This window comes from Amycolatopsis sp. FBCC-B4732 (assembly GCF_023008405.1).
Taxonomy (GTDB): Bacteria; Actinomycetota; Actinomycetes; order Mycobacteriales; family Pseudonocardiaceae; genus Amycolatopsis; species Amycolatopsis pretoriensis_A.
Window position 1 is genome coordinate 4,688,274 of the sequence record NZ_CP095376.1, and the last position, 20,830, is coordinate 4,709,103.

A 20,830-nucleotide genomic window follows, 5' to 3' on the forward strand; every position below is an offset into this window, starting at 1 on the left:
CTCCTCGGTTCGTCGCTCTCGTACGGACGACCGGCTCCCGGTCACCCACACGGGGACGAGACGCCTTGCGGCGTTCCGCGGTACCACCCCGCTTGCCCGCTCTCGCGGGCCGCTTCGTTCGACGGCTGTCACGGGCCGCACCCGTCCGGTTCTACTGAGAGCGGTGAAGCTCGGTTCTTCCGGAGGCTCCCCGGTGATGGCCGGATCGGCGCCTTGCTGATACCAGGTTAACCGCCCCGCGCAACCCGTTGCCACGAGGGGCGCACCGGAAACGAACGCGACCGCCGCCGCGATCCCCCGTTAGCATGACCGCGTGCCGCCGAAGGGTCCGCGGCCGGAAACCCACGGGGGAACTTTTCACGGTGAGCCGCACTTTTCAGGTGGATCTTCGCGGGGTCGTCGACCTCCTCAGCCGCCACCTCTACTCGAGCCCGCGCGTGTACGTGCGGGAACTGCTGCAGAACGCCGTCGACGCGGTGACCGCGCGCCGGGCGCGGGAACCCGGTGCGCCCGCGGAGATCGCGGTCGAGGCCGGTGACGGCGTCCTGCGCGTGACCGACACCGGGATCGGCCTGACCGAAGCCCAGGTGCACGAACTGCTCGCGACGATCGGCCGCAGCTCCAAAAGGGACGAACTGGGCTTCCAGCGGCACGAGTTCCTCGGCCAGTTCGGGATCGGGCTGCTGTCGGCGTTCCTCGTCGCCGACGAGGTGCGCGTCGTGACGCGGTCGGTGGACGGCGGCCCGGCCGTCGCCTGGACCGGCCGCTCCGACGGCACCTACGCCATCGGGCCGGGCGAACGGGACGAGCCGGGCACCACGGTGACCCTCGACGCGCGCCCCGGCGCCGAACAGTGGTTCGTCCCCGGGACGGTCGCCGAACTGGCCACGCTGTACGGCTCGATGCTGCCGTTCGGGATCACCGTCGACGGCCGGCCGGTCACCACGCCCGTGCCGTGGGCCGCCGACGACCGCGCGCCCAGGCAGCGGCAGGCCGATCTCGTCGGCTACGCGCAGGACACCCTGGGCTTCACGCCGTTCGACGTCGTCGAACTGGACGTGCCCGCCGCCGGGCTGACCGGCGTGGCGTACGTGCTGCCGTTCCCGGCCAGCCCGGCCGAGCACGGCGGCCACCGCGTCTACCTCAAGCGGATGCTGCTCGCGGAGAACGCGCCGGGCCTGCTGCCGGACTGGGCGTTCTTCGCCCGCTGCGTCGTCGACGCGGGCGAGCTGCGGCCGACGGCGAGCCGTGAGGCGCTCTACGACGACGGCCAGCTGGAGTCGGCGCGCGAAGCGCTCGGCGACCGGCTGCGCGGCTGGCTCGCCGGGCTGGCGCGGACCGCACCCGACCGGCTGAACCGGTTCCTCGGGATCCACCACCTCGGGGTCAAGGCGCTCGCCCTGCACGACGACGAGATGCTGCGGCTGGTCGAGCAGTGGTGGCCGCTGGAGACCAACGTCGGCCGGATGACGATGGCCGAGTTCCGCGGCCGCTACGGGCTGCTGCGCTACTGCGCCACCGCCGACGAGTTCCAGCAGCTGGCCGGGGTCGCGGCCGCGCAGGACATCGCCGTGATCAACGGCGGCTACACCTACGACAGCGAGCTGGCCGAGCGGATGCGGGCGCTCGAACCGGACCTGGTGGTGACCCGGCTCGAGCCGAGCGACCTGACCACCGCGTTCGCCGAGCTGGACAGCGCCACCGCGCTGGCCACCCGGCCGTTCGTCGCGGCCGCGCAGCGCCACCTCGACCGGCTGGGCTGCGAGGTCGTGCTGCGAGAGTTCCAGCCCTCGAGCCTGCCGGTGCTCTACCTGCTGGACCGGGCCGCGGCGTTCGCCGGCGAGCTGCGGGCCACCAAGGAGCAGGTCGACGAGCTGTGGGCGGGGGTGCTTTCGGCGTTCGAGAAGCCGGCCGACGACCGCCCGCAGCTGGTGCTCAACCACCGCAACCCGCTGGTGCGGCGGATCAGCCTGCTGCGGGACGACACGCTGCGCGGGCTGGCCGTCGAGTCGCTCTACGGGCAGGCCCTGCTCTTCGGCAGGCACCCGATCCGGCCGGCCGACGCCGCGCTGCTGAACCGCTCGTTCCTCGGCCTGCTGGAGCAGGCCGTCCCCGAAGAGGAGACCCGATGACCACCCCCACCGCCGGCGAGCAGGAGGTCTGGGACCGGCTGTGGGCCGCCGAGCGGCTGCCGCGCGGACGCGCCCAGATCGCCGCGCTCGAAGCCGGGCTCCGGGAAGCCGACGCCCACGGCTCGCCCGAGCTGCGCTTCGGCGCCCGGATCCTGATCACCAGCGCCTACCAGCAGGGCGGCGAGCCGGCGAAGGCGTTCGTGCCGTTCGCGTGGTGCCTGGCGGTGCACGACCGCGGCGAAGCCGACCCGCGCTGGACCCACGACCTGCACTGGTACTTCAAGTTCATGGCCGGGTCGATGGCGACCTTCCCGGAGGTGCCGCTCGACCGGACCCGCGCCGTGCTCGACGACATGGAACGCCGCTACCGCGCGGCCGGGTACACGATGAACCCGGTGCACCAGTACCGCGCGGTGCTCGCGCGGCACGTCGGCGACCGCGAAACGGCCGCCGAGCAATACCGGCTGTGGTCGGCCGCGCCCCGCGGCCAGATGTCCGACTGCGTCGGCTGCGAGCCGAGCGACAAGGTCGCGCACCTGAACTGGCTCGGCCGGTACGCCGAAGCCGCCCAGGTGGCCGAGCCGGTGCTGGGCGGGGAGTTCAGCTGCGTCGAGCAGCCGCAGCACATCTTGACCGAGCTGCTGCTCCCCTACGTCCACATCGGACGGTACGACGACGCCGTGCAGGCGCACCGCCGCGCGTACCGGGCGATGCGGCACGACCCGGCGCAGTTGCAGTCGATCGCCACGCACCTCGCGTTCTGCGCGCTGACCGGGAACCACGCCCGCGGGCTCGACCTCGTCGAGCGGCACCTCGGCTGGCTCGAGGCGCCGCCGACGCCGTACGCGGAGCAGGAGTTCGCCGCCGCGGCCGCGCTGAACCTGCGGCTGGTGGCCGAGGGCGGCCACGGCGACGCGCCGGTGCGCCGCGCCGGGGGCACGACCACGGTGGCCGAGCTGCGCGACGAGCTGGCCGGGCGCGCGCTGGAAATCGCGGCGCGGTTCGACGCGCGCAACGGCACGGCCGAGCAGGGCGAGCGGGTCCGCGCGGTGCTCGCCGCCGAACCGCTCGTCGAGCACCTGCCGCTGTCCGGGACCACCGCACCCGAGCCGGTTCCCGCGCCCGCCCGGGTCTGGCCGGAGTCGCCGGCGGAGCTGGCCGACCTCGGCGAGCGGGAGGCCCGGCTGGGCCGCTCGCCCGACGACGTCTGGGCCCGCTTCGACGAGGTGTGCCCGGAACCGTCGGGGACGCTGCGGGCCCGGCGGCTGACCGCGGCGGCGGACGCCGAGCTGCCCGGCGACCTCGAGGCCGCGAGCCACGGTTTCGCGCGGGCGGCCGGGGTGTTCGAGGAAGCCGGCGACGCCGTCGGGGCGGAAGCCGCGCGGGGCAAGGAAATCCTGTTCGCGGCGCTGGCCGGGGACCGACCGGGCGCGGCCGAAGAGCTCGAAGCGTCCGCCGCGCGCCTCGCGGCCATCGGCGAGCCCGCCGACCACGCCCGCGCCCTGCTGCGGGTGGCCGTGCTCCACTTCGCGCGGAACGACTTCGACGCCACCACCGACGTCCTCGACCGGGCCGCCGAACCGGTCCGCGCCACCCCCGAGCTCGCCGCGGCGTGGCTGCAGCGCCGGGCCCTGGTGCTGGCGAACCAGGGCGACCTGCCGGGCGCGATCGAGCTGGTCGTGGACGCGGCGGAGCGGTACACGGAGCTGGGTTCGCCCGAACGGGCCGCGAACTCGCGGCTGCTGGGCGTCCAGTTCCGCGCCGGCCTCGGCGACCGGGAGACGGCGTTCGCCGAGACGACGTCGATCGACCCGGGCACGGACCGGTCCGCGGCGGCGCGCTTGCACCAGCTGCGCGGGCACCTGGCCAACGACCTCGGCCGCCCCGAGGACGCCGCCGCCGGCTTCCGGGCCGCCGCCGGCGACTTCACCGCGCTCGGCGCCGACGTGGACGCGGCGGTGGCCCGCGTCGAATTCGCGGCCGCGGCCCTGGACGCCGGCCGTCCGGAAGAGGCGGCCGAAGCGATCGAGGACGCCGAAGCGGTCCTGGAGCGGGCGGGCGCGGACCACGAGCTGGCGCGCGGCCGGTACCTGCTGGCGAAGGCGTGCCAGGAGCTGGACCGCGAGGTCCAGGCGGCGGAGCTGTTCGCCGTGTCCGCCGGGCACTTCGCGGCGATGGGGAACGAGGCCGCGGCGGGGCAGGCGACGGAGTCCCGCGCCGAGGTCCTCGACCGGCTGGACCGCGACGCCGAAGCGGCGGCCGACTTCACCACCGCGGCTTCGTACTTCCACACGGCCGGGCTGCCGGCCGAGGAACTGCGCAACCGCCGTCGCGCGGCGCTGTCGTGGCTGTGGGCCGGCGAACCCGCGAGTGCGGAGGAAGCGCTGGCGGTGGCCGACGCGGTGACGGGCGAAGGACCGCAGTTCGAGTGGGAAAGCGCGCTGGCGGCTTACGACGGCGCCCGGCTGCTGGCCAACCTGGAGCGTCCGGCGGAGGCGCTTCCCCGCGCCACGGCGGCGGCGGAAGCCCTGCGGGCCATGGAAGCCGAGGGCCCGGCGGTGGCCGCGGACGTCCTCAGTGGACGGTTGTGGCGCGACCTCGGGAAGGTGGCGGAGGCCCGGGAGGTGCTGACCGCGGCGTTGTCGCGGCTGCCGGAAGAGGCGGCCGGGCAGCGCGCGGACATCGAGGCGCTGCTGGCGGAACTCGAGGGTTAAACCGGTGCGGGGGAAGGGTTCCGCACGCCCGCCAGTGTCACGCCGATCGCCGTCAGCCACAGGGCCGCCGCGATCGCGCCGACCAGGTGCAGGCCGTCGAGGAACCCCTCCCCCGGCGTCCCCGCCACCGCGCCCAGCACCGCCACCCCGAGGGCGCCGCCCGCCTGGCGGGCCGTGTTGTTGACCCCGCTGGCCACCCCCGCCCGCCCGGGCGGGAGGCTGGACACCGCGGCCGTCACCACCGCCGTCGTCAGCAGGCCCATGCCCGTGCCGAGGCCCAGCAGCGTCGGCAGGAGGGCCGGGTAGCCGCTGTTTTCCCCGAGCAGCGCCAGGTTCGCCATCCCGAGCACCCCCAGCGCGAGCCCGGCGACCATCAGCGGCCGCGGGCCGAAACGGGCGGTCAGCCGGCCTGCGATCGGGGCCAGCACCGACAGCGGGCCGAACAACGGCAGCACCTCGAGCCCCGCCGTCAGCGGGGACGCGTGCCGCACGCCCTGCAGGTACAGCGTCAGCACCAGGATCGCGCCGATCCCGACGAAGTTCATCGCCGCCGCCACGAAGGTGGCGCTGAGCGTCCGCCTGACGACGTCCAGGGGCAGCATCGGGTCCGGTGACCGGCGCTCCACGGCCACGAACGCCGCCAGCGCGACGGCCGCCACCACCGCGGCCACCGCACTCCCGCCGATCACCGCGTACACGCCGGCGCCGAGGGCGGGCGCGGCGGTGGCGGCACCCGCCGGATCGAGCCGGCCGGGCGCGCGCTCTCCCCGCGGCACGAGCCGCCAGGTGGCGAAGGCCGCCGCGAGCACGATCGGGACGTTGAGCCAGAACACCGGCCGCCAGCCCGCCGCCGTCACGACCGCGCCACCCAGCACCGGGCCCGCCGCCAGCGCGAGCGCGGACACCCCGGCCCAGACACCGAGGGCGCGGGCCCGCTCGGCGCGTCCCGGGTGGGCGTTGGTGATGACGGCGAGCGTGCCGGGCAGCAGCAGCGCCGCGCCCAGCCCCTGGCCGGCGCGGGCCGCGACGAGCTCCGGGGCCGTGGCCGCGAGCCCGCACGCCACCGACGCCACGCCGAACAGCCCGAAGCCGGTCAGGACGATCCGGCGGTGGCCGACGACGTCGCCGAGCGCACCGCCGGTGAGCAGGAACGCGGCCAGGACGACGGTGTAGCCGTCGGCCACCCACTGCCGCGCGGCGAGATCCGCATGCAGGCCGGTGCCCAGGGTGGGCAGGGCGACGTTGACGACCGTGACGTCCAGCTGCACCAGGAACATCCCGGCGCACAAGGTGAACAGGAGCATGCCTCCAGTGCACCGCGCGGACACTTCCGTCGCGGTGGAAGCGTGCCGGGGGCATCCTGGTGCCGTGGAAGGGGACGCCGACATCGCCCGCACCGCCGCGTTGTTCGCGGACCCGGCGCGGGTCCGGGTGCTGCTCGCGCTCGCCGACGGCCGGGCGCTGGCGGCGTCCGTGCTGGCCGCCGAGGCGCGGCTGTCCGCACCGGGGGTCAGCGCGCACCTGGCGAAGCTGCGGGCGGCGGGCCTGGTCGTCGCGGAGAAGTCGGGGCGCCACCGGTTCTACCGGCTGGCCGGGCCGGACCCGGCGGAGCTGCTGGAGACGCTGGCGCGGTTCTCGCCGTCCCAGCCGGTGACGTCGTTGCGCGAGGGCACGCGCGCGGCGGCGTTGCGGACGGCCCGGACGTGCTACGACCACCTGGCCGGCCGGCTCGGGGTCGCGGTGACGTCGGCGTTGCTGGCGCGGGGCGCGTTGGCGGGAGCCCCGGACACGCGACGGCGCGCGGGCGACCGGATTTCGGCTCCGCTGCGCGAACACCCGTACTCACTCGGCCCGGCGGCGGAGCCGGTGTTCGGTGAGCTGGGCATCGACCTGGCCGCGGCCTCGACCGGACGCCGGCCGCTGCTGAAGTTCTGCCTGGACTGGAGCGAGCAACGCCACCACCTGGCGGGCGCCCTGGGCGCGGCGGTGGCGACGCGGTTCACGGAAGCGGGCTGGGTCCGACGGCGTGCGGAAGCCCATAGAGCGATCCGGCTCACACCGGAAGGGGCGCGGGCGCTGGCGGTCCACTTGGGACTGGCCGGTCTGGCGGCTTAGCGGTAGGCGGCCACCAGGGTCGCGCAGCGGGGCCAGGTCCGGGGCTGGCCCGGCCTGGCGGGTTAGCGGTGGGCCACCAGGACCGCGCAGCGGGGCCAGGTCCGGCCCACCTGGCGGCCTAACGATGGGCGGCCACCAAGATCGCGCAGCACGTGCAGGCCCAGGCCCAGGCCCACAGGACCGGCCCGACTGGCGGCCTAACGGTGCGCGGCCACCAATCCGGGGCCGGCCCGGCCTGTCGGCTTAGCGGTGAGCGGCCACCAAGATCGCGCAGCGCATGCAGGCCCAGGCCCACGGGACCGCCCAACCTCGCGGCTAACGGTGAGCGGCCACCAAGATCGCGCAGCGCATGCAGGCCCAGGCCCAGGCCCACGAGACCGCCCAACCTCGCGGCCTAACGGTGCGCGGCCACCAGGGTCGCGTCCGGGGCGCAGCGGCCGCACGGGGTGAAGCCGAGCTGGCGGGCCTCGCCGATGCCGATCGGGATCAGTTCGCGCCGGCCGAGCCACGGGCAGGCCCTCAAGTGGTAGCGCGGGTGCTCGTCGACGACCACGACCTCGTCCTCGAGGTCCGCCAGGAGCGCGATGTCGGCGGCCGGGGTCTTCTCCTCGTCCGGTTCCGCGTCCTCGTCCTCCGCGGGTTCCTCCGCGGCGACGGGTTCGGGTTCAGGCGAGGGCTCGGGCGTGTCGGCCGGGTCGCCCAGCTCGCCGGCCTTCGGGATCAGCGTCGTCTGCTCCTCGGCCGGCTCGGGTTCCGGCGCCGGCTCGGGTTCCGCTTCGGGCGCGGGCTCGGCAGGCTCCGGAGCCGACGCGGCCGAAGCACGGCGACGGCGGCGCAGCCAGTCGGCCACCAGGAGCAGGCCCGCCAGTACCGACAGGCCGATGGAAACCCACGCCCACAGCGAAGAAGCGGTGATCAGCGCGGTGACGAGCAACCCCAGAGCCGCCAGTACCAGTACCAGCACGATGTAAAGCACGCTGCATTAGAGCACGAACCGGGCAAGATCGGCCTGCGACCCACCCACGTGCCGTACCGGATCGACTCCGAACCGTGGCCTACCCCGCCGGCTCGTGCCGGCGGGGTAGGTCCGGAAGGAAAATCAGCCGGCTTCGGCGCGGGGGCCGAACGAGTAGCCCTGGCCGCCGCTGGACGAGCCGGACGACTGGCCGGAGCCCGACGAGGCCGACGCGGGCGCGGCGGAACCGCGGTCGTCGAGCTCGCGCAGCTGGGACTCGAGGAACCCGCGCAGCCTCGTGCGGTACTCCCGCTCGATCGTGCGCAGCTCTTCGATCTTCTTGCCCAGCCCGCTCTTCTCCGAGTTGAGGCTGTTCATCGTCTCGGTGTACTTGCGCTGCGACTCGCGCTCGAGCGTCGTCGCCTTGTCGCGCGCCTGGCGCTCCAGCGTCTCGGCCCGGGTCCGCGCGTCGTTCAGCATCGTGTCGACGCGCGTGCGCGCCTCGTTGACCATCGAGTCGGACTTCGCCCGAGCGTCCGAGAGCAGCTGCTCGGACTTGGTGCGGGCCTCGGCCAGCATCCCGTCGGACTCGGTCTTCGCCTCGGCGGTCAGCCGGTCGGCCATCTCCTGGGCGAGGCCCAGGACCTTGGCCGCCTGCACGTTCGGCTCCGTGCTGTCGCCGACCATCGAGTGCGCCTGGGTCTGCTCCATGGCGGACTGCGGCGGCGGCACCGGCGCCAGCCGGCGCGACGGCTCTTCACGCATCGGGGGCTGTGCAGATTTGGCACTGTCGAGCTCGCTTCGAGTCGACTCGAGCTCGGAGTCGAGCTGTTCCATCTGCTGGCGCAGCTCGTTGTTGTCTTCGATCAAGCGGGCCAGCTCGGTCTCCACCAGGTCGAGGAACGCGTCCACCTCGTCCTCGTTGTAGCCCCTCTTGCCGATGGGCGGCTTGCTGAACGCAACGTTATGCACGTCAGCGGGGGTCAACGACATCAGATCACCTCACGCACTCCATGGCCTGCAGGGTCCACCCAAGTTTCCCCGATCAACTTGGAGTCGCCAGTTGCATCGCGAAGAACACAACCAACAGCAGCACCATAATCGACAAGTCCAGTCCGACGCCGCCGATCCGGACCATCGGAATGATCCTTCTGAACAACCGGACCGGCGGGTCCGTCACTGTGTAGATGGTCTCGAGCGTCACCGCAACCCCTCCGGCCGGATGCCACTCACGCGCGAACGTCCGGACGAGTTCGACCACGATCCGCGCCGTCAGCAGCAGCCAAAAGGCGAACAGCACGTACCAGACGACCAGCCACACAGCTTCCACATGCCTACTCTAACCAGGCGTCCGGCCATAAGACGCAGTCAAGGGGGTCGACGCCGCATCGAGTCGACAAAATCACGTCTGCTTGCGCTCAGCGGTCCGCGCGACTTCAGCCCCGCAAAAACAATCCCCCTTCGGCGATCCGCCGACGGTCTTCGGCGGTCACGTCCACATCGGGCGGTGAGAGAAGGAACACCTTGTTGGTGACCTTGTCCATCGACCCGCGGAGCGCGAACGCCAGCCCGGCCGCGAAGTCCACGAGGCGCTTCGCGTCCGCGTTCTCCATCTCGGTGAGGTTCATGATCACCGGGATGCCCTCGCGGTAGTGCTCCCCGATCGCCCGCGCCTCCGCGTAGCTCGTCGGGTGCAGTGTCGTGATCCGGCTCAACGGGTCACGCACCGGCTGGCGCACGACCGGCTCTGTGACCGGCCGGAGCCGTGCCACGGGTTCCGGCTGCCGGTCGATCGCGAGCGCGCCGTGGACGGCCGGCTCCGAGCTGGGCACGGAGCGTGACCTGCTGCGGCTGACGGGCTCGTCGTACGTGTCGTCGACGTCGCGGTACCGTGAGCGGGACGACCGGGGAGCCGGCTCCTCGTAGGAGTCGTACTCGTCGTCGTAACCGCGCCGGTAATCGTCCTCGGCGTCGTAGCCATCGTCGTCAGCGGGCACCATCCCGAAGTAGGCCTTCAGCTTCTGCAGCGCGCTCATGCCTCTCCCTAGCCCTAGCCGCTCCCGCACCAACGATTCTCCACGCCGTCAGTGCCCCGCGCGGACGGCCACTAAACGTGACGGCCGTGCGAGCTCCCTACGGCGAGGCTAAACCGCGTCCACCGAGCAACGCGGTTCCGACACGCACAGAGGTTGAGCCGTGCGTGATCGCCTGTTCGAGATCATGGCTCATCCCGGCGGACACCGTTGCGGCATTCGGGTGATCTTTGCGGAGCGCCTCACCCGCGCGAGCGAGACGTTCGAAGGCGGCGGCGGGGTCGGCGCCGAGCGGCGCGACGGCCATCAGCCCGCGAAGCCGCAGCTCATCCATGTGGGTGACATGCTCGGCGAGCGCACCGAGCTCGCCGAGGGGGCAGCCGCCGCGCGCGGGGTCGTCGTCGAGGCTGGCCTGGAGCAGCACGTCGAGGGGTTCGTCACGTATCTGCGCGTCCCGGGCCGCACGCACCGCCTTCGCGAGCGCGTCGGCGAGCCGCGCCGAATCGAGGGACTGCACTTCGTGCGCCCAGGCGACCACGGACCGTGCCTTGTTGCGCTGCAGCCGGCCGACCATGTGCCAGCGCAGGCGGGCCCCGGGCCGCAGCTCGGCGACTTCGAGCGTCTTCGGCCCGGCGTCCTGGTCGCGGTTCTCGCCGAGGTCGGTGACGCCGAGGTCGGCGAGCAGCGCGGCGTCCGACGCCGGGAAGGTCTTGGTGACGGCGATCAGCTTCACCTCGTCGCGGGCGCGCCCGGCGGCGCGGCAGGCGGCGGCGATCCGCGCTTCGACCTCGGCGAGGTTCCCGGCCAGCTCGGCCTTGCGGTCGGTCACGCTTCGACCCAGGTGATGCCGGCGATCCGCCCGGTCGTCCCGTCGCGGCGGTAGCTGAACAGCGTCTTGTCCTCGTTCGTGCACCGCGGGTCGACGCCGATCTTGCCGACGCCGAGGTCGGCGAGCTGGCGCCAGAGACCGGCCCGCAGGTCGAGCCCGGGCGTGCCCTTGCGGGTCTTGCAGGCGCTGCCGGGGACGTGCTTCTCGACGTCGGCGGCCATTTCCGCGGGGACCTCGTAGCAGTCGCCGCAGATGGCCGGGCCGAGCAGCGCTTCGATCCGGTGCGGCTCGGCGCCCGCTTCGCGCATCGCGGCCACGGCGGCCGGGACGACGCCGACGCGCGTGCCCACGCGGCCCGCGTGCACCGCCGAGACCACGCCGGCCTCGGCGTCGGCCAGCAGGATCGGCACGCAGTCGGCGACCAGCACCACGAGCGCGACGCCCGGCGTCGCGGTCACCAGCGCGTCGGTCGCTTCGGCGGCGCCGGTCTCGGTGCCGTCCACAGTGGTCGCCGTGCGGCCGTGGACCTGCTCCATCCAGGCCAGCTTGTCCTCGGCCAGGCCCAGCTCGGCCGCGAGGCGCTCGCGGTTGGCGTAGACGTCGCCCTCGTCGTCGCCGACGTGGTCCCCCAGGTTGAAGGTGTCGTACGGCGGCCGCGACGCGCCGCCCGCCCTGGTCGTCACCACTCGCCGTACCCGCATGTCCCCATCCTCCCAAACGCCGTGAAGGCCACCTCCAGGAACTACGAGTTCCCCGAGGTGGCCTTCACGAACAGCAGCTGACCTAGCGCCGCATGAACGGCGGGACGTCGACCTCGTCGTCCGACGGGTCGTCGTGGACCGGCATCGCGCGCCCGGGCAGGCTGCCCTGGGTCGAGTTGGAGCCGATCGGCGAGTAGCCGCGCGAGCCGCCGCCGGGCTGCGGGAGACCGCCGGACGGCTGTCCGCCGGTCGCCGACGGCAGCGGCGAGTGCGAGCGCGGCGGTGCCACCGGGTAGCCGGAGCTGCCCGTGGACGGCACCGGGGTGGCCCCCGACGACGGGGACGGCGGGTTCGACACCTGGCCGGCCGAGGCCGACGCGGTCGTCGACGACTGGCGCGAGCCGGAGCCGAAGGTCGACGGGTCGAGCTTCTTGTGCGTCGGCGCGCCGGCGTCGAACCCGGCCGCGATCACCGTGACGCGGACCTCGTCGCCGAGGGAGTCGTCGATGATCGTGCCGAAGATGATGTTGGCGTCGGGGTGCGCCGACTCCTGCACCAGCGAGGCGGCCTCGTTGATCTCGAACAGGCCCAGGTCCGAACCACCCGCGATCGAAAGCAGCGCGCCGTGCGCACCGTCCATGGAGGCCTCGAGGAGCGGCGAGTTGATCGCCTTCTCGGCCGCCTGGATGGCCCTGCCTTCACCGCGTGCGGACCCTATTCCCATCAACGCCGAGCCCGCGCCGGACATCACGCTCTTGACGTCGGCGAAGTCGAGGTTGATCAGGCCCGGGGTGGTGATCAGGTCGGTGATGCCCTGGACACCGGACAGCAGCACCTCGTCCGCGGAGCGGAACGCGTCCATCAGCGAGACACCGATGTCGCCGAGCTGCAGGAGCCGGTCGTTGGGGATCACGATGAGGGTGTCGCACTCGTTGCGCAGCGACTGGATGCCGTCCTCGGCCTGCTTGCCGCGGCGCTTGCCCTCGAAGGTGAACGGGCGGGTCACGACGCCGATGGTCAGCGCGCCCAGCTTGCGGGCGATCTGCGCCACGACCGGGGCGCCACCGGTGCCGGTGCCACCGCCTTCGCCGGCCGTCACGAACACCATGTCGGCGCCCTTGATGACCTCTTCGATCTCTTCACGGTGGTCTTCGGCGGCCTTCTGGCCGACCTCGGGGGCGGCACCCGCGCCGAGGCCCCGGGTGAGTTCGCGGCCGATGTCGAGCTTGACGTCGGCGTCGGACATGAGCAGTGCCTGGGCGTCGGTGTTCACCGCGATGAACTCGACACCCTTGAGGCCGACCTCGATCATGCGGTTCACGGCGTTCACGCCGCCACCGCCGATGCCGACCACCTTGATCACCGCAAGGTAGTTGTGCGGGGGCGTCATCGAAGTCCGCCTTCCTGATCGTTGTGCCCGTACAGCCCGCCGGCGGTGATCGACTCTCAACCTCAACCGCAGATCGAGAGTTATGTCAACTGCCGACGTTAGGCAGGACGGTAGGCACCAGGCAGGCTCTAATCCAGTAGGCACGCCGTGTGTCGCAAAGGTGTCTTGCCACAACACGTTCGAGCGCGCAAGAGCGAGGAGCCGCGTTCACCGCTCCGGCCCCGTCTGCTATGGCCCGCGATCAGGCCGGGACGGGCATGCTCATGAGCACGTCGGTGGGCGCCCCGCTGGGCGATCCGCCGGCCTGCTCGACGCTCACCGCGAGGTGGTCGGCGTTCCCGACGCCCTCGGCCACGACCAGGCCACCGTCGTCGGATGTGGCGAGCACACCCGCCGAGCGCGGCGCGCCCGCACCGGTGATCAGCCAGGCCTCGTAGACCTTCCCGCCCGCCTGCGCCGGCAGCCCGGCGTCCATCACCATCACGCGGTTCAGCGACTTCGACAGGACGACCGTCACGCCGCCGCCGGTGGGCGCCTCGCCGTGCGCTGTCTTCGCGTCCGGGGCCGCGAGCAGCGCGGCGACCGGCGCGTACCGGTCCTTCGCCTGGTCGAGCTGGGACTGCGCGGACTGCAGCTCCTGCTGCTGGGTCAGCGCGATCCCGCCGAACACGCCCCCCGCGGCGAGCCCGACGACGGCGGCCGCGGCCGCCACGAGGACCGCCCAGCGCGGGGCCCGCGCCGACCGCCGGTGCCGGTCCGGCGAGCCGGGCCGCGTCCGCGGCGGCAGCTGGCGGGTGGCGTGCATGGCGGTGAGGACGCGGTCCTTGAACTCCGGCGGCGGCTCTTCGGCCATCGCCGCGCCGAGGCGGGCCGCGGTCGCGCGCAGTTCGGCGACCTCCTGGGCGCACGACTCGCACTGTTCGAGGTGGCGGGAGAACTCCGCCCGCTCGATGTCGGACACCGCGTCGAGCGCGAACGCGCCCGCCAGGGTGTGCATCTCCGGCGTGCTCAAGCGGTCACCCCCAGGCAGTCCCGCAGGCGGATCAGTCCGTCCCGCAGCCGCGTCTTGATGGTTCCTTGCGGCGTCGACAGCACTTCGGCCACCTCGCGATACGTATAGCCCTGGTAGTAGGCGAGCAGCACGGACTCGCGCTGCAGATCGGTCAGGAAGGACAGGCACTTGCGCACCTGGGAGCGTTCGAGCCGCGCGGTGACGGACTCGGCGACCTCGTCGAAGGGACGGCCGCGGGCGGCTTCGAAGGTCGCCTTCTGCTCGCGTTCGGTGCTGGCCCGCGCGGAGCGGACCCGGTCGACCGCGCGGCGGTGCGCCAGGGTCATCGCCCAGTTCAGCGCGGACCCCTTCTCCGGCGCGTACCGCGTCGCGGTGCGCCACAGCTCGACGAGGACCTCCTGGGCGACCTCTTCGGACTGGGCCGCGTCGCGCACGATGCGGCGGACGAGCCCGAAGATGGGGCCCGCGAACTGGTCGTAGAGCAGCTCGAAGGCCCGTTCGTCGCCCTTGGCGACACGCACCATGAGCTCTTCCGCGGTCGGCCCCGCCGGGGCTTCGGCGGGCACCGGCGCCAACGGGCGCCGTCGAGCCTGCTCATCCATGCAGCTGTCCTCCGGCGTTCTGCGGGGTGCGCGCGATGACCGGCGCCTTCCGCAGCCACAGCGCGACGCCGTGGCGGCGGATGAGCGCGGACACCCGCTGCGGGAGCAGCGGCCGGGCCAGCACGAGCCGGGCCAGCCACCGCGGGTCCACCGGGCGGCGGACTCCCCGCAGCGTAGCGACCAGCGGCGTGGCACTCCCGCGGCGCAACGCCACCGTGAGGTCGAGCAACGCTTCCGGGTGCGGCAGCCGCATCCGGTACTCGCCGTCCATCTCCTGGAACGGCGAGACGTAGAACTCCTTGGCCGCGCGGGCGAGGCCGGCCTCGTCGGGACGCAGCAGGTAGGCGTGCCGCCCGCCGTAGGTGTTGTGCACCTCGGCCACGACGCACTCGAGCCGCCCGTCCGGGTCGTGGCACCAGTAGACGCTGATCGGGTTGAAGACGTACCCGAGCACGCGCGCGGCGGCCAGCATGACGACCCGGCCGCCGCGCAGGTCGACGTCGCGTTCGGCGAGCCACGCGTCGAGCTTCTCCCGGATCCCGCGGGAGTCGCTCGCGACGAAGTGGTCGCGGCGGTCGAAGCGCGCGAACGGCCGCAGCCACCACGGCAGCCGCGGCGGCGCGTCCAGGTCCACCAGCCACAGGTACACGCGGTGCGCGAAGGAGTGCGGCGGGTCGATCCGCCGCACGTGCGCGACCGTGGCGTCGTAGAGCGCGTTCGTCACCAGGTCACCCCGAGGCTTTCGGCGGCGCGGGCCCCCGACGAGCAGCCGTCCTCGTGGAAGCCCCAGCCGTGGTAGGCGCCGGCGTAGGCGAAGACGCCGTCGTTGAGCTCGGGCAGCCGGCGTTGCGCGGCAACGGATTCCGGCGTGTAGACCGGGTGCTCGTACCGCATCCGCGCGACCAGGTGCGCCGCTTCGGGGCCGTCGCCCGGGTTCAGCGTGACGACGTAGCCGGTCGGCTCGTCGAGCCGCATCAGCCGGTTCATGTCGTAGCTGACCTGGACGGCACCGGTCGGCGCGCCGCAGACGGGCGCGCGGTAGTTCCACCCGGCCCGCGCGTCGGCCAGCGACGGCAGCACGCTCGTGTCGGTGTGGAGCCAGGCTTCGTTGGCGGAGTAGCGGAACGGGCCGAGCACCTCGCGCTCGGCGGCGGTCGGGTTGGCCAGCAGGGCCAGCGCCTGGTCGGCGTGCGTGGCGACGACGACCTTGTCGACCCGGTGCGGCGTGTCGGCGTCGTCGCGGATCTCGACGCCGTTCGCGGTCCGCAGCACCGACCGCACCGGCGTCGAGAGGTGGACGGCCGTCAGCTGCTTCGCCGCGCGTTCGACGTACTCGCGGGACCCGCCGGTGACGGTCCGCCAGGACGGCGAGTCCTTGACGCTCAGCATGCCGTGGTTGCGGAGGAACTCGAACAGGTAGCGCGCCGGGTACCGGAGGGTGTCGGCGCGGTCGGCCGACCAGACCGTCGACACGACCGGCAGCATGAAGTGGTCGACGAAGTAGCGGGAGTACCCGCCGATGGCGAGGAACGCGCCGAGGGTGACGTCCCCCGCGTCCTTCGCCGCCAGCAGCCGCTTGGCGTGCCGGTGGAAGCGCTTGACCTCGGCGAGCATCCGCAGGTAGCGAGGCCGGGTGAGGTTGCCGCGCTGGGCGAACAGCCCGGCCAGCCCCTTCGCGCCGGCGTACTGCAGGCCGCAGCCGTCGCAGCGGATGCTCATCGACATCTCGGTGTCGCGGGTGTGCACCCCGAGCTCGGCGAACAGCCGCAGCAGGGTCGGGTAGGTGCGCTCGTTGTGGACGATGAAGCCGGAGTCCACGCCGATCGTGCCGCCGTGCGCGCTCGGCACGTCGTGCGTGTGCGCGTGCCCGCCCAGGCGGTCGTCGGCCTCGAACAGCAAGACCTCGTACTTGCGTTGCAGCAGGTATGCCGCGGTCAGCCCGGCCACCCCGCTGCCGATGACGGCGATGCGTTCTCCCGTGATCTCCACACCGGTACTTCGCCGCCGCTGCGGATGTGGATTGGATGGACGCGGCACCAATCCACCACGCAGGGGAGAGCGAATCCCGGACATGCCGAACAGCACCGCGCACCGCCTCGCCTCGTTCGCCGAGAAGCTCCTCGGCGGACAGCTCCCCGTCGGCCTCCGGACCTGGGACGGAACCCGGGTGGGTCCAGTGGACGCGCCCACCGTCGTCCTGCGCAACCGCCGCGCCCTGCGCCGCCTGCTCTACGCGCCGGGTGAGCTGGGTCTCGCCCGCGCCTACGTCACCGGAGACCTCGACGTCGAAGGAGATCTGGCGGACGGTTTCCGCCGGATCTGGGCCCTCACCCGCTCGGGGGAGCTCAACCGCGTGAAACTGGGTCCGGCGGACTGGGCCGAAGCCGTCAAGCTCGCCGCGCGGCTGGGTGTCGTCGGACCGCCGCCGAAGCCGCCCGCCGAGGAGGCGCGCCTGACCGGCAAGCTGCACAGCCTGCTGCGGGACAGGTCCGCCATCGCCCACCACTACGACCTGAGCAACGCGTTCTACCAGCTGCTCATGGACGAGTCGATGGCCTACTCGAGCGCGTACTTCACCTCCGACGAACCGGGCTACGGCCTGGCGGAAGCGCAGCACGACAAGCTGGAGATGATCTGCCGCAAGCTGGGCCTGCGCCCGGGCATGCGGCTGCTCGACATCGGCTGCGGCTGGGGTTCGCTGCTGGTCCACGCGGCCAAGCACCACGGCGTGCACGCCGTCGGCATCACGCTCTCGGGCGAGCAGCTGCAGCACATCCGCGCCCGGCTCGCCCAGCACGACCTCGAAGACCGCGTCGAGGTCCGGCGCCAGGACTACCGCGAGCTGCCGGACGCGCCGTTCGACGCGGTCGCGTCGATCGAGATGGGCGAGCACGTCGGCGAGGTGAACTACCCGGCGTACACGGCGACGCTGCACAAGATGGTCAAGCCCGGCGGCCGCGTGCTGATCCAGCAGATGTCCCGCGGGAACGTCGCCCCCGGCGGCGGCGCGTTCATCGAGCGGTACATCGCCCCCGACATGACGATGCGCCCGGTGGGCCGCACGGTCGAGCACCTGGAAAACGCGGGCCTCGAGGTCCGGGACGTGCACGCGATGCGCGAGCACTACGTCTGGACGGTGCGCGCCTGGGCCGACACCCTGGAGGAGAACTGGGCCGACGTCGTCGCGCTGATCGGCGAGACCGGCGCGCGGGTCTGGCGGCTTTACCTGGTGGGCGGGGCACTGGCGTTCGAGGAGAACCGGATGGGCGTGGACCAGATCCTGTCGGTGCGACCGCACCCGGACGGGACGAGCGGGATGCCGGCGACGCGGGAGTGGCTGCGATGACGCTCGGCACGACACTGCTCTTCACCGCCGGCGTCACGGTGGTGGCGGTGCTGGTGACCTTCGGGATCGCGCGGGCCCGCAAGCGCTACGACACGGTCGACACGTTCTGGGGGCTCGGCTTCGCGGTCGTCGCGCTGGCCGCGTTCCCCTTCGGCGACGGCCCGCTGTACCTGCGGCTGGTGGTGCTGGTGCTGACGGTCGTCTGGGGCGGGCGGCTTTCGCTGCACCTGCACCTGCGCAACCACAAGCTGCCCGAGGACCCGCGGTACGCGCGGATGCGGCAGGAGCCGCTGCGGATCTTCGTGCGCGTGTACCTGTTCCAGGGGCTGATCCTGTACTTCGTCTCGCTGCCGGTGCAGTTCGCGATGTACGGCACCGGGATCGGCGTGCTCGGCTGGCTCGGCGTCGCGGTGTGGCTGCTCGGGTTCGGCTTCGAGACGATCGGCGACGACCAGCTGCGCCGGTTCAAGGCCGACCCGTCGAACAAGGGCAAGGTGCTCGACACGGGGTTGTGGCGCTACACGCGGCACCCGAACTACTTCGGCGACGCGTGCGTGTGGTGGGGCCTCTACCTGCTGGCCTGCTCGACGTGGCCGGGCGCGCTGACGATCCTCTCCCCCGTGGCGATGACGTTCACCCTGGCCCGCGGCACCGGGAAACCCATGCTGGAGAAGGGCATGGCGAAGACCCGCCCGGCGTACGCGCACTACGTCGAGCGCACGAGCGGCTTCTTCCCGCTGCCGCCCAAGAAGGTCACTCCCCGGTGAGGCCGTCGGTCAGCTCGCGCAGCACGTCGAAGTGACCGGTGTGGCGCGCGGTCTCCTCGATCATGTGGGTGAGCACCCAGCGGACGTTGAACGTTTCGCCCTTGTGCGTCACCTGGTCGTCGAGATCGCGCGCCGCGACGATCTCCCGGCTGCGCTGGGACTGCTTCGCGTAGTCCGCGAGAAGCTGCGGCACCGGCGTCTGGGCGGCGAACCGGAACTCGGCGTCGGGATCGGCTTCGAGCCGCTCGTCCCAGGTGTCCTCCTCACCGTCGACGACGACGGCGAACCAGAACCACTCGTTCAGGGTGAGGTGGCCGAGCAGCCCGGCGACGGTGGTCAGCTCGCTGGGCAGGTGGACGCGCCGCGCCTGCTCGTCGGTGAGGCCTTCGGACTTCCAGGCGACGGTGGCGCGCAGGTAGTCGAGCTGGCTGGTCAGGATTTCGCGCTCGCCGCCGGTCAGCGGAACTTTCGGGCGCTCGGGTCGGGTCATGGCGGGGACTCTGCCAGAGGGGTCCGACAGTTTCGGCTATGCGGCGCGTGGCCCGGAGTCGGCTTGAGACGAGCCGCGCCGGCATCGCCCGGTCGGCGACCTGCCTTCCTCCCGCACCCCGCCCGCCACGCGAACCGAGCGTGAGCCGAGCCCGCCCCGGCCGCCCGGGGATCCGGTCCCCGAGCCCTCGAGCAAGGCGGTCTCCCGCCCGCAGGCAACCCGGATCCGCAAATACCTTGCGCACGATGTAATCGTGGGCTAGGTTTGCGGACGTGCCGGACGAGTTCCTTCTAGACGAGCAAGCCTGCTTCGCGCTCTACGCGGCGTCGCGAGCGGTGACGGACACGTACCGTCCCCTGCTGGGCGAGCTGGGTCTCACCTACCCGCAGTACCTGGTGCTGCTGGTGCTGTGGGAGTCCGACGCCCGGCCGGTCAAGGAGATCGGCGAGGCGCTGCACCTGGACTACGGCACGCTTTCCCCACTGCTCAAACGACTCGAGGCCAACGGGCTCGTCACCCGGGCGCGGCTGCCCGAAGACGAACGCACCGTGGTGGTCAGCCTGACCGAGGAAGGCCGTTCGACGCGTACGCGCGCCGCCGGTGTCCCCTCGGTCATCGGCTGTGCGCTGGGTCTCGACGACACCGAGCGGCGGCAGCTCATCGACACCCTGCGGCGGCTGACGGCGTCGGCCGCCGCCTACTCACTTGGAGGCCCTGATGCCCAGCCGTGACGCGACCACCCACTGGGTCGGCGGACTGCAGAACGGGAAGGGCGAGGTCACGCTGGACTCGTCCAACGCGGGCACGTTCTCCGTCTCGTTCCCGACCCGCGCGGGCAACCCGGACGGCCAGACCAGCCCCGAAGAGCTCATCGCCGCGGCGCACTCGTCGTGCCTGGCGATGAACCTGTCGGGCGTGCTCGAGGCGCAGAAGCTCACCGCGGACTCGATCGACGTGAGCGCGGAGGTCACGCTCGGCCCGGCGGCCGGCGGCGGCTTCGAGATCAGCGGCATCGCCATCACGCTGCGCGCGTCCATCGAGGGCGTGACGGCGGAGCAGTTCGCCGAGTACGCCGAGACCGCGGAGAAGACCTGCCCGGTGTCGAAGGCGCTGGCGGGCACGACGATCACCCTGGACGCGGCCCTCAACTGAGCCCACGCCCCGCGAACGGCCCCTCACCGGCTCGGCGAGGGGCCGTTCCCGTGTCAGCGGGTGGTCGCCTTGGCTCGATAAGTCGACTTCTTGGCTTGGTTGCCGCAGATCTCCATCGAGCACCACCGGCGCGTGCCCGGCCTCGACGTGTCCAGGAACAGCGCGCCGCACGCCGGGCCCGCGCACCGGCGAACCCGCGCGAACTCCGGGGACGTCGCCAGGTCCAGCGCGTCGCGGACCAGCAGGGCCAGCATCGCCGACGCGGGATCCTCGGCCTGCCAACGCACTCCGCCCGACGACGTCAGCGAAGGTGCCGGTACCGGCAGCGCGGCGAAACGGTTCAACCGCTGCCGCGACGACGGCCGCACCGCGCCGGTGAGCAGTTCGTGGATCGCCTCCCGCGCGCTCCGGGCGTCGTCGACATCCGCGGGGCGGACCGGCGAGGAAAACGGGCCCAGCTGGTCGATCCACGCTCCCCAGGCCGCCGCGTCCGGGAGTTCCTCCGTCTCCGCGGGCGTGCCGCGGTAGCGCAGCGTGCGGACGAAGTCGAGGCACAGCCTGCCCGCGCCCGAGCGGAAGCGTTCCGTCATAA

Annotated in this window: 21 protein-coding genes; 7 read left to right on the top strand and 14 right to left on the bottom strand. The window is 72.7% G+C overall.

All coding sequences use genetic code 11. From position 1 onward, the window contains the following. The first annotated feature begins 362 nt into the window (after positions 1–362). Together MUY14_RS20555 and MUY14_RS20560 are read left to right on the top strand one after the other, a co-directional pair. Entirely contained in the window at positions 363–2,132 is a 1,770-nt protein-coding gene (locus tag MUY14_RS20555; RefSeq protein ID WP_247024715.1) for an HSP90 family protein, read from the top strand. After that, a complete protein-coding gene (locus MUY14_RS20560; RefSeq protein WP_247024717.1) occupies positions 2,129–4,846 on the top strand; it encodes a hypothetical protein in 2,718 nt (905 codons plus the stop codon). The genes MUY14_RS20555 and MUY14_RS20560 overlap by 4 nt, the downstream gene beginning before the upstream one ends. Here the strand turns inward: MUY14_RS20560 and MUY14_RS20565 are convergent. Continuing rightward, positions 4,843–6,150 carry an MFS transporter gene (locus MUY14_RS20565; RefSeq protein WP_247024719.1) on the bottom strand — a complete coding sequence of 436 codons (1,308 nt, stop codon included), beginning with the start codon at positions 6,148–6,150 and terminating at the stop codon, positions 4,843–4,845. The two genes, MUY14_RS20560 and MUY14_RS20565, sit on opposite strands and share 4 nt — an antisense overlap. Positions 6,151–6,214: 64 nt before the next feature. Here MUY14_RS20565 and MUY14_RS20570 point away from each other — a divergent pair, with 64 nt between their 5' ends. Further along, positions 6,215–6,961 (top strand): helix-turn-helix transcriptional regulator, encoded by a 747-nt coding sequence (locus tag MUY14_RS20570; RefSeq protein ID WP_247024720.1) that lies wholly within the window; start codon positions 6,215–6,217, stop codon positions 6,959–6,961. Between the two features lie 394 nt (positions 6,962–7,355). On the opposite strand, the gene MUY14_RS20575 is transcribed toward MUY14_RS20570, so the two are convergent. The 11 genes from MUY14_RS20575 to MUY14_RS20625 all read right to left on the bottom strand — a co-directional run bounded on the left by MUY14_RS20575 (position 7,356) and on the right by MUY14_RS20625 (position 16,472). Next, positions 7,356–7,937, bottom strand: coding sequence for a hypothetical protein (locus tag MUY14_RS20575; RefSeq protein WP_247024722.1), 582 nt, complete (start codon positions 7,935–7,937; stop codon positions 7,356–7,358). Between the two features lie 123 nt (positions 7,938–8,060). After that, positions 8,061–8,909, bottom strand: coding sequence for a DivIVA domain-containing protein (locus MUY14_RS20580; protein ID WP_247024724.1), 849 nt, complete (start codon positions 8,907–8,909; stop codon positions 8,061–8,063). A gap of 52 nt (positions 8,910–8,961) precedes the next feature. Then, the gene (locus MUY14_RS20585) at positions 8,962–9,237 is read right to left on the bottom strand and encodes a YggT family protein (protein ID WP_013224824.1); all 276 of its coding nucleotides are present in this window, start codon (positions 9,235–9,237) and stop codon (positions 8,962–8,964) included. 115 nt (positions 9,238–9,352) lie between these two features. After that, positions 9,353–9,952 carry a cell division protein SepF gene (locus MUY14_RS20590; RefSeq protein ID WP_247024725.1) on the bottom strand — a complete coding sequence of 200 codons (600 nt, stop codon included), beginning with the start codon at positions 9,950–9,952 and terminating at the stop codon, positions 9,353–9,355. 97 nt (positions 9,953–10,049) lie between these two features. Beyond that, positions 10,050–10,778 carry a YggS family pyridoxal phosphate-dependent enzyme gene (locus MUY14_RS20595; RefSeq protein ID WP_247024727.1) on the bottom strand — a complete coding sequence of 243 codons (729 nt, stop codon included), beginning with the start codon at positions 10,776–10,778 and terminating at the stop codon, positions 10,050–10,052. Beyond that, entirely contained in the window at positions 10,775–11,479 is a 705-nt protein-coding gene (gene pgeF, locus MUY14_RS20600) for a peptidoglycan editing factor PgeF (protein ID WP_247024728.1), read from the bottom strand. The genes MUY14_RS20595 and pgeF overlap by 4 nt, the downstream gene beginning before the upstream one ends. A gap of 82 nt (positions 11,480–11,561) precedes the next feature. Next, entirely contained in the window at positions 11,562–12,869 is a 1,308-nt protein-coding gene (ftsZ, locus tag MUY14_RS20605; protein WP_247024730.1) for a cell division protein FtsZ, read from the bottom strand. Between the two features lie 241 nt (positions 12,870–13,110). Continuing rightward, positions 13,111–13,866 (bottom strand): anti-sigma factor domain-containing protein, encoded by a 756-nt coding sequence (locus MUY14_RS20610; protein ID WP_247025187.1) that lies wholly within the window; start codon positions 13,864–13,866, stop codon positions 13,111–13,113. Between the two features lie 11 nt (positions 13,867–13,877). Continuing rightward, positions 13,878–14,483 carry an ECF RNA polymerase sigma factor SigK gene (gene sigK, locus MUY14_RS20615; RefSeq protein WP_247024732.1) on the bottom strand — a complete coding sequence of 202 codons (606 nt, stop codon included), beginning with the start codon at positions 14,481–14,483 and terminating at the stop codon, positions 13,878–13,880. Further along, complete coding sequence (locus MUY14_RS20620; protein WP_247025188.1) at positions 14,476–15,210, bottom strand: DUF1365 domain-containing protein; 735 nt, start codon at positions 15,208–15,210, stop codon at positions 14,476–14,478. The genes sigK and MUY14_RS20620 overlap by 8 nt, the downstream gene beginning before the upstream one ends. Then, complete coding sequence (locus tag MUY14_RS20625) at positions 15,204–16,472, bottom strand: NAD(P)/FAD-dependent oxidoreductase (RefSeq protein WP_247024734.1); 1,269 nt, start codon at positions 16,470–16,472, stop codon at positions 15,204–15,206. The genes MUY14_RS20620 and MUY14_RS20625 overlap by 7 nt, the downstream gene beginning before the upstream one ends. Before the next feature lie 82 nt (positions 16,473–16,554). Here MUY14_RS20625 and MUY14_RS20630 point away from each other — a divergent pair, with 82 nt between their 5' ends. Together MUY14_RS20630 and MUY14_RS20635 are read left to right on the top strand one after the other, a co-directional pair. Continuing rightward, on the top strand, positions 16,555–17,829 hold the full coding sequence (locus MUY14_RS20630; RefSeq protein ID WP_247024736.1) for a cyclopropane-fatty-acyl-phospholipid synthase family protein: 1,275 nt from the start codon (positions 16,555–16,557) through the stop codon (positions 17,827–17,829). Beyond that, positions 17,826–18,596 carry a DUF1295 domain-containing protein gene (locus MUY14_RS20635; RefSeq protein WP_247024738.1) on the top strand — a complete coding sequence of 257 codons (771 nt, stop codon included), beginning with the start codon at positions 17,826–17,828 and terminating at the stop codon, positions 18,594–18,596. Before MUY14_RS20630 ends, MUY14_RS20635 begins: the two co-directional genes overlap by 4 nt. Here the strand turns inward: MUY14_RS20635 and MUY14_RS20640 are convergent. Beyond that, positions 18,583–19,086, bottom strand: a complete 504-nt coding sequence (locus MUY14_RS20640; protein WP_247024739.1) for a DinB family protein — start codon at positions 19,084–19,086, stop codon at positions 18,583–18,585. The two genes, MUY14_RS20635 and MUY14_RS20640, sit on opposite strands and share 14 nt — an antisense overlap. Positions 19,087–19,358: 272 nt before the next feature. On the opposite strand from MUY14_RS20640, the gene MUY14_RS20645 reads away from it, so the two are divergent. After that, positions 19,359–19,817: a MarR family winged helix-turn-helix transcriptional regulator gene (locus MUY14_RS20645; protein WP_247024741.1), complete on the top strand. Its 459-nt coding sequence runs from the start codon at positions 19,359–19,361 to the stop codon at positions 19,815–19,817. Beyond that, entirely contained in the window at positions 19,804–20,238 is a 435-nt protein-coding gene (locus MUY14_RS20650; protein ID WP_247024743.1) for an OsmC family peroxiredoxin, read from the top strand. The genes MUY14_RS20645 and MUY14_RS20650 overlap by 14 nt, the downstream gene beginning before the upstream one ends. A gap of 53 nt (positions 20,239–20,291) precedes the next feature. Here the strand turns inward: MUY14_RS20650 and MUY14_RS20655 are convergent, their stop codons facing one another. Beyond that, positions 20,292–20,828, bottom strand: coding sequence for an ABATE domain-containing protein (locus MUY14_RS20655; protein ID WP_247024745.1), 537 nt, complete (start codon positions 20,826–20,828; stop codon positions 20,292–20,294). Positions 20,829–20,830: the final 2 nt, after the last annotated feature.

What these genes read in the sequence shown, in the direction of transcription:
- MUY14_RS20635 (WP_247024738.1), top strand. Translation starts at nt 17,826, where the DNA reads ATGACGCTCGGCACGACACTGCTCTTCACCGCCGGCGTCACGGTGGTG.
- MUY14_RS20565 (WP_247024719.1), bottom strand. Translation starts at nt 6,150, where the DNA reads ATGCTCCTGTTCACCTTGTGCGCCGGGATGTTCCTGGTGCAGCTGGAC.
- MUY14_RS20655 (WP_247024745.1), bottom strand. Translation starts at nt 20,828, where the DNA reads ATGACGGAACGCTTCCGCTCGGGCGCGGGCAGGCTGTGCCTCGACTTC.
- MUY14_RS20630 (WP_247024736.1), top strand. Translation starts at nt 16,555, where the DNA reads ATGCCGAACAGCACCGCGCACCGCCTCGCCTCGTTCGCCGAGAAGCTC.
- pgeF (WP_247024728.1), bottom strand. Translation starts at nt 11,479, where the DNA reads ATGCGGGTACGGCGAGTGGTGACGACCAGGGCGGGCGGCGCGTCGCGG.
- MUY14_RS20640 (WP_247024739.1), bottom strand. Translation starts at nt 19,086, where the DNA reads ATGACCCGACCCGAGCGCCCGAAAGTTCCGCTGACCGGCGGCGAGCGC.
- ftsZ (WP_247024730.1), bottom strand. Translation starts at nt 12,869, where the DNA reads ATGACGCCCCCGCACAACTACCTTGCGGTGATCAAGGTGGTCGGCATC.
- MUY14_RS20560 (WP_247024717.1), top strand. Translation starts at nt 2,129, where the DNA reads ATGACCACCCCCACCGCCGGCGAGCAGGAGGTCTGGGACCGGCTGTGG.
- MUY14_RS20580 (WP_247024724.1), bottom strand. Translation starts at nt 8,909, where the DNA reads ATGTCGTTGACCCCCGCTGACGTGCATAACGTTGCGTTCAGCAAGCCG.
- MUY14_RS20650 (WP_247024743.1), top strand. Translation starts at nt 19,804, where the DNA reads ATGCCCAGCCGTGACGCGACCACCCACTGGGTCGGCGGACTGCAGAAC.
- MUY14_RS20610 (WP_247025187.1), bottom strand. Translation starts at nt 13,866, where the DNA reads ATGCACACCCTGGCGGGCGCGTTCGCGCTCGACGCGGTGTCCGACATC.
- sigK (WP_247024732.1), bottom strand. Translation starts at nt 14,483, where the DNA reads ATGGATGAGCAGGCTCGACGGCGCCCGTTGGCGCCGGTGCCCGCCGAA.
- MUY14_RS20590 (WP_247024725.1), bottom strand. Translation starts at nt 9,952, where the DNA reads ATGAGCGCGCTGCAGAAGCTGAAGGCCTACTTCGGGATGGTGCCCGCT.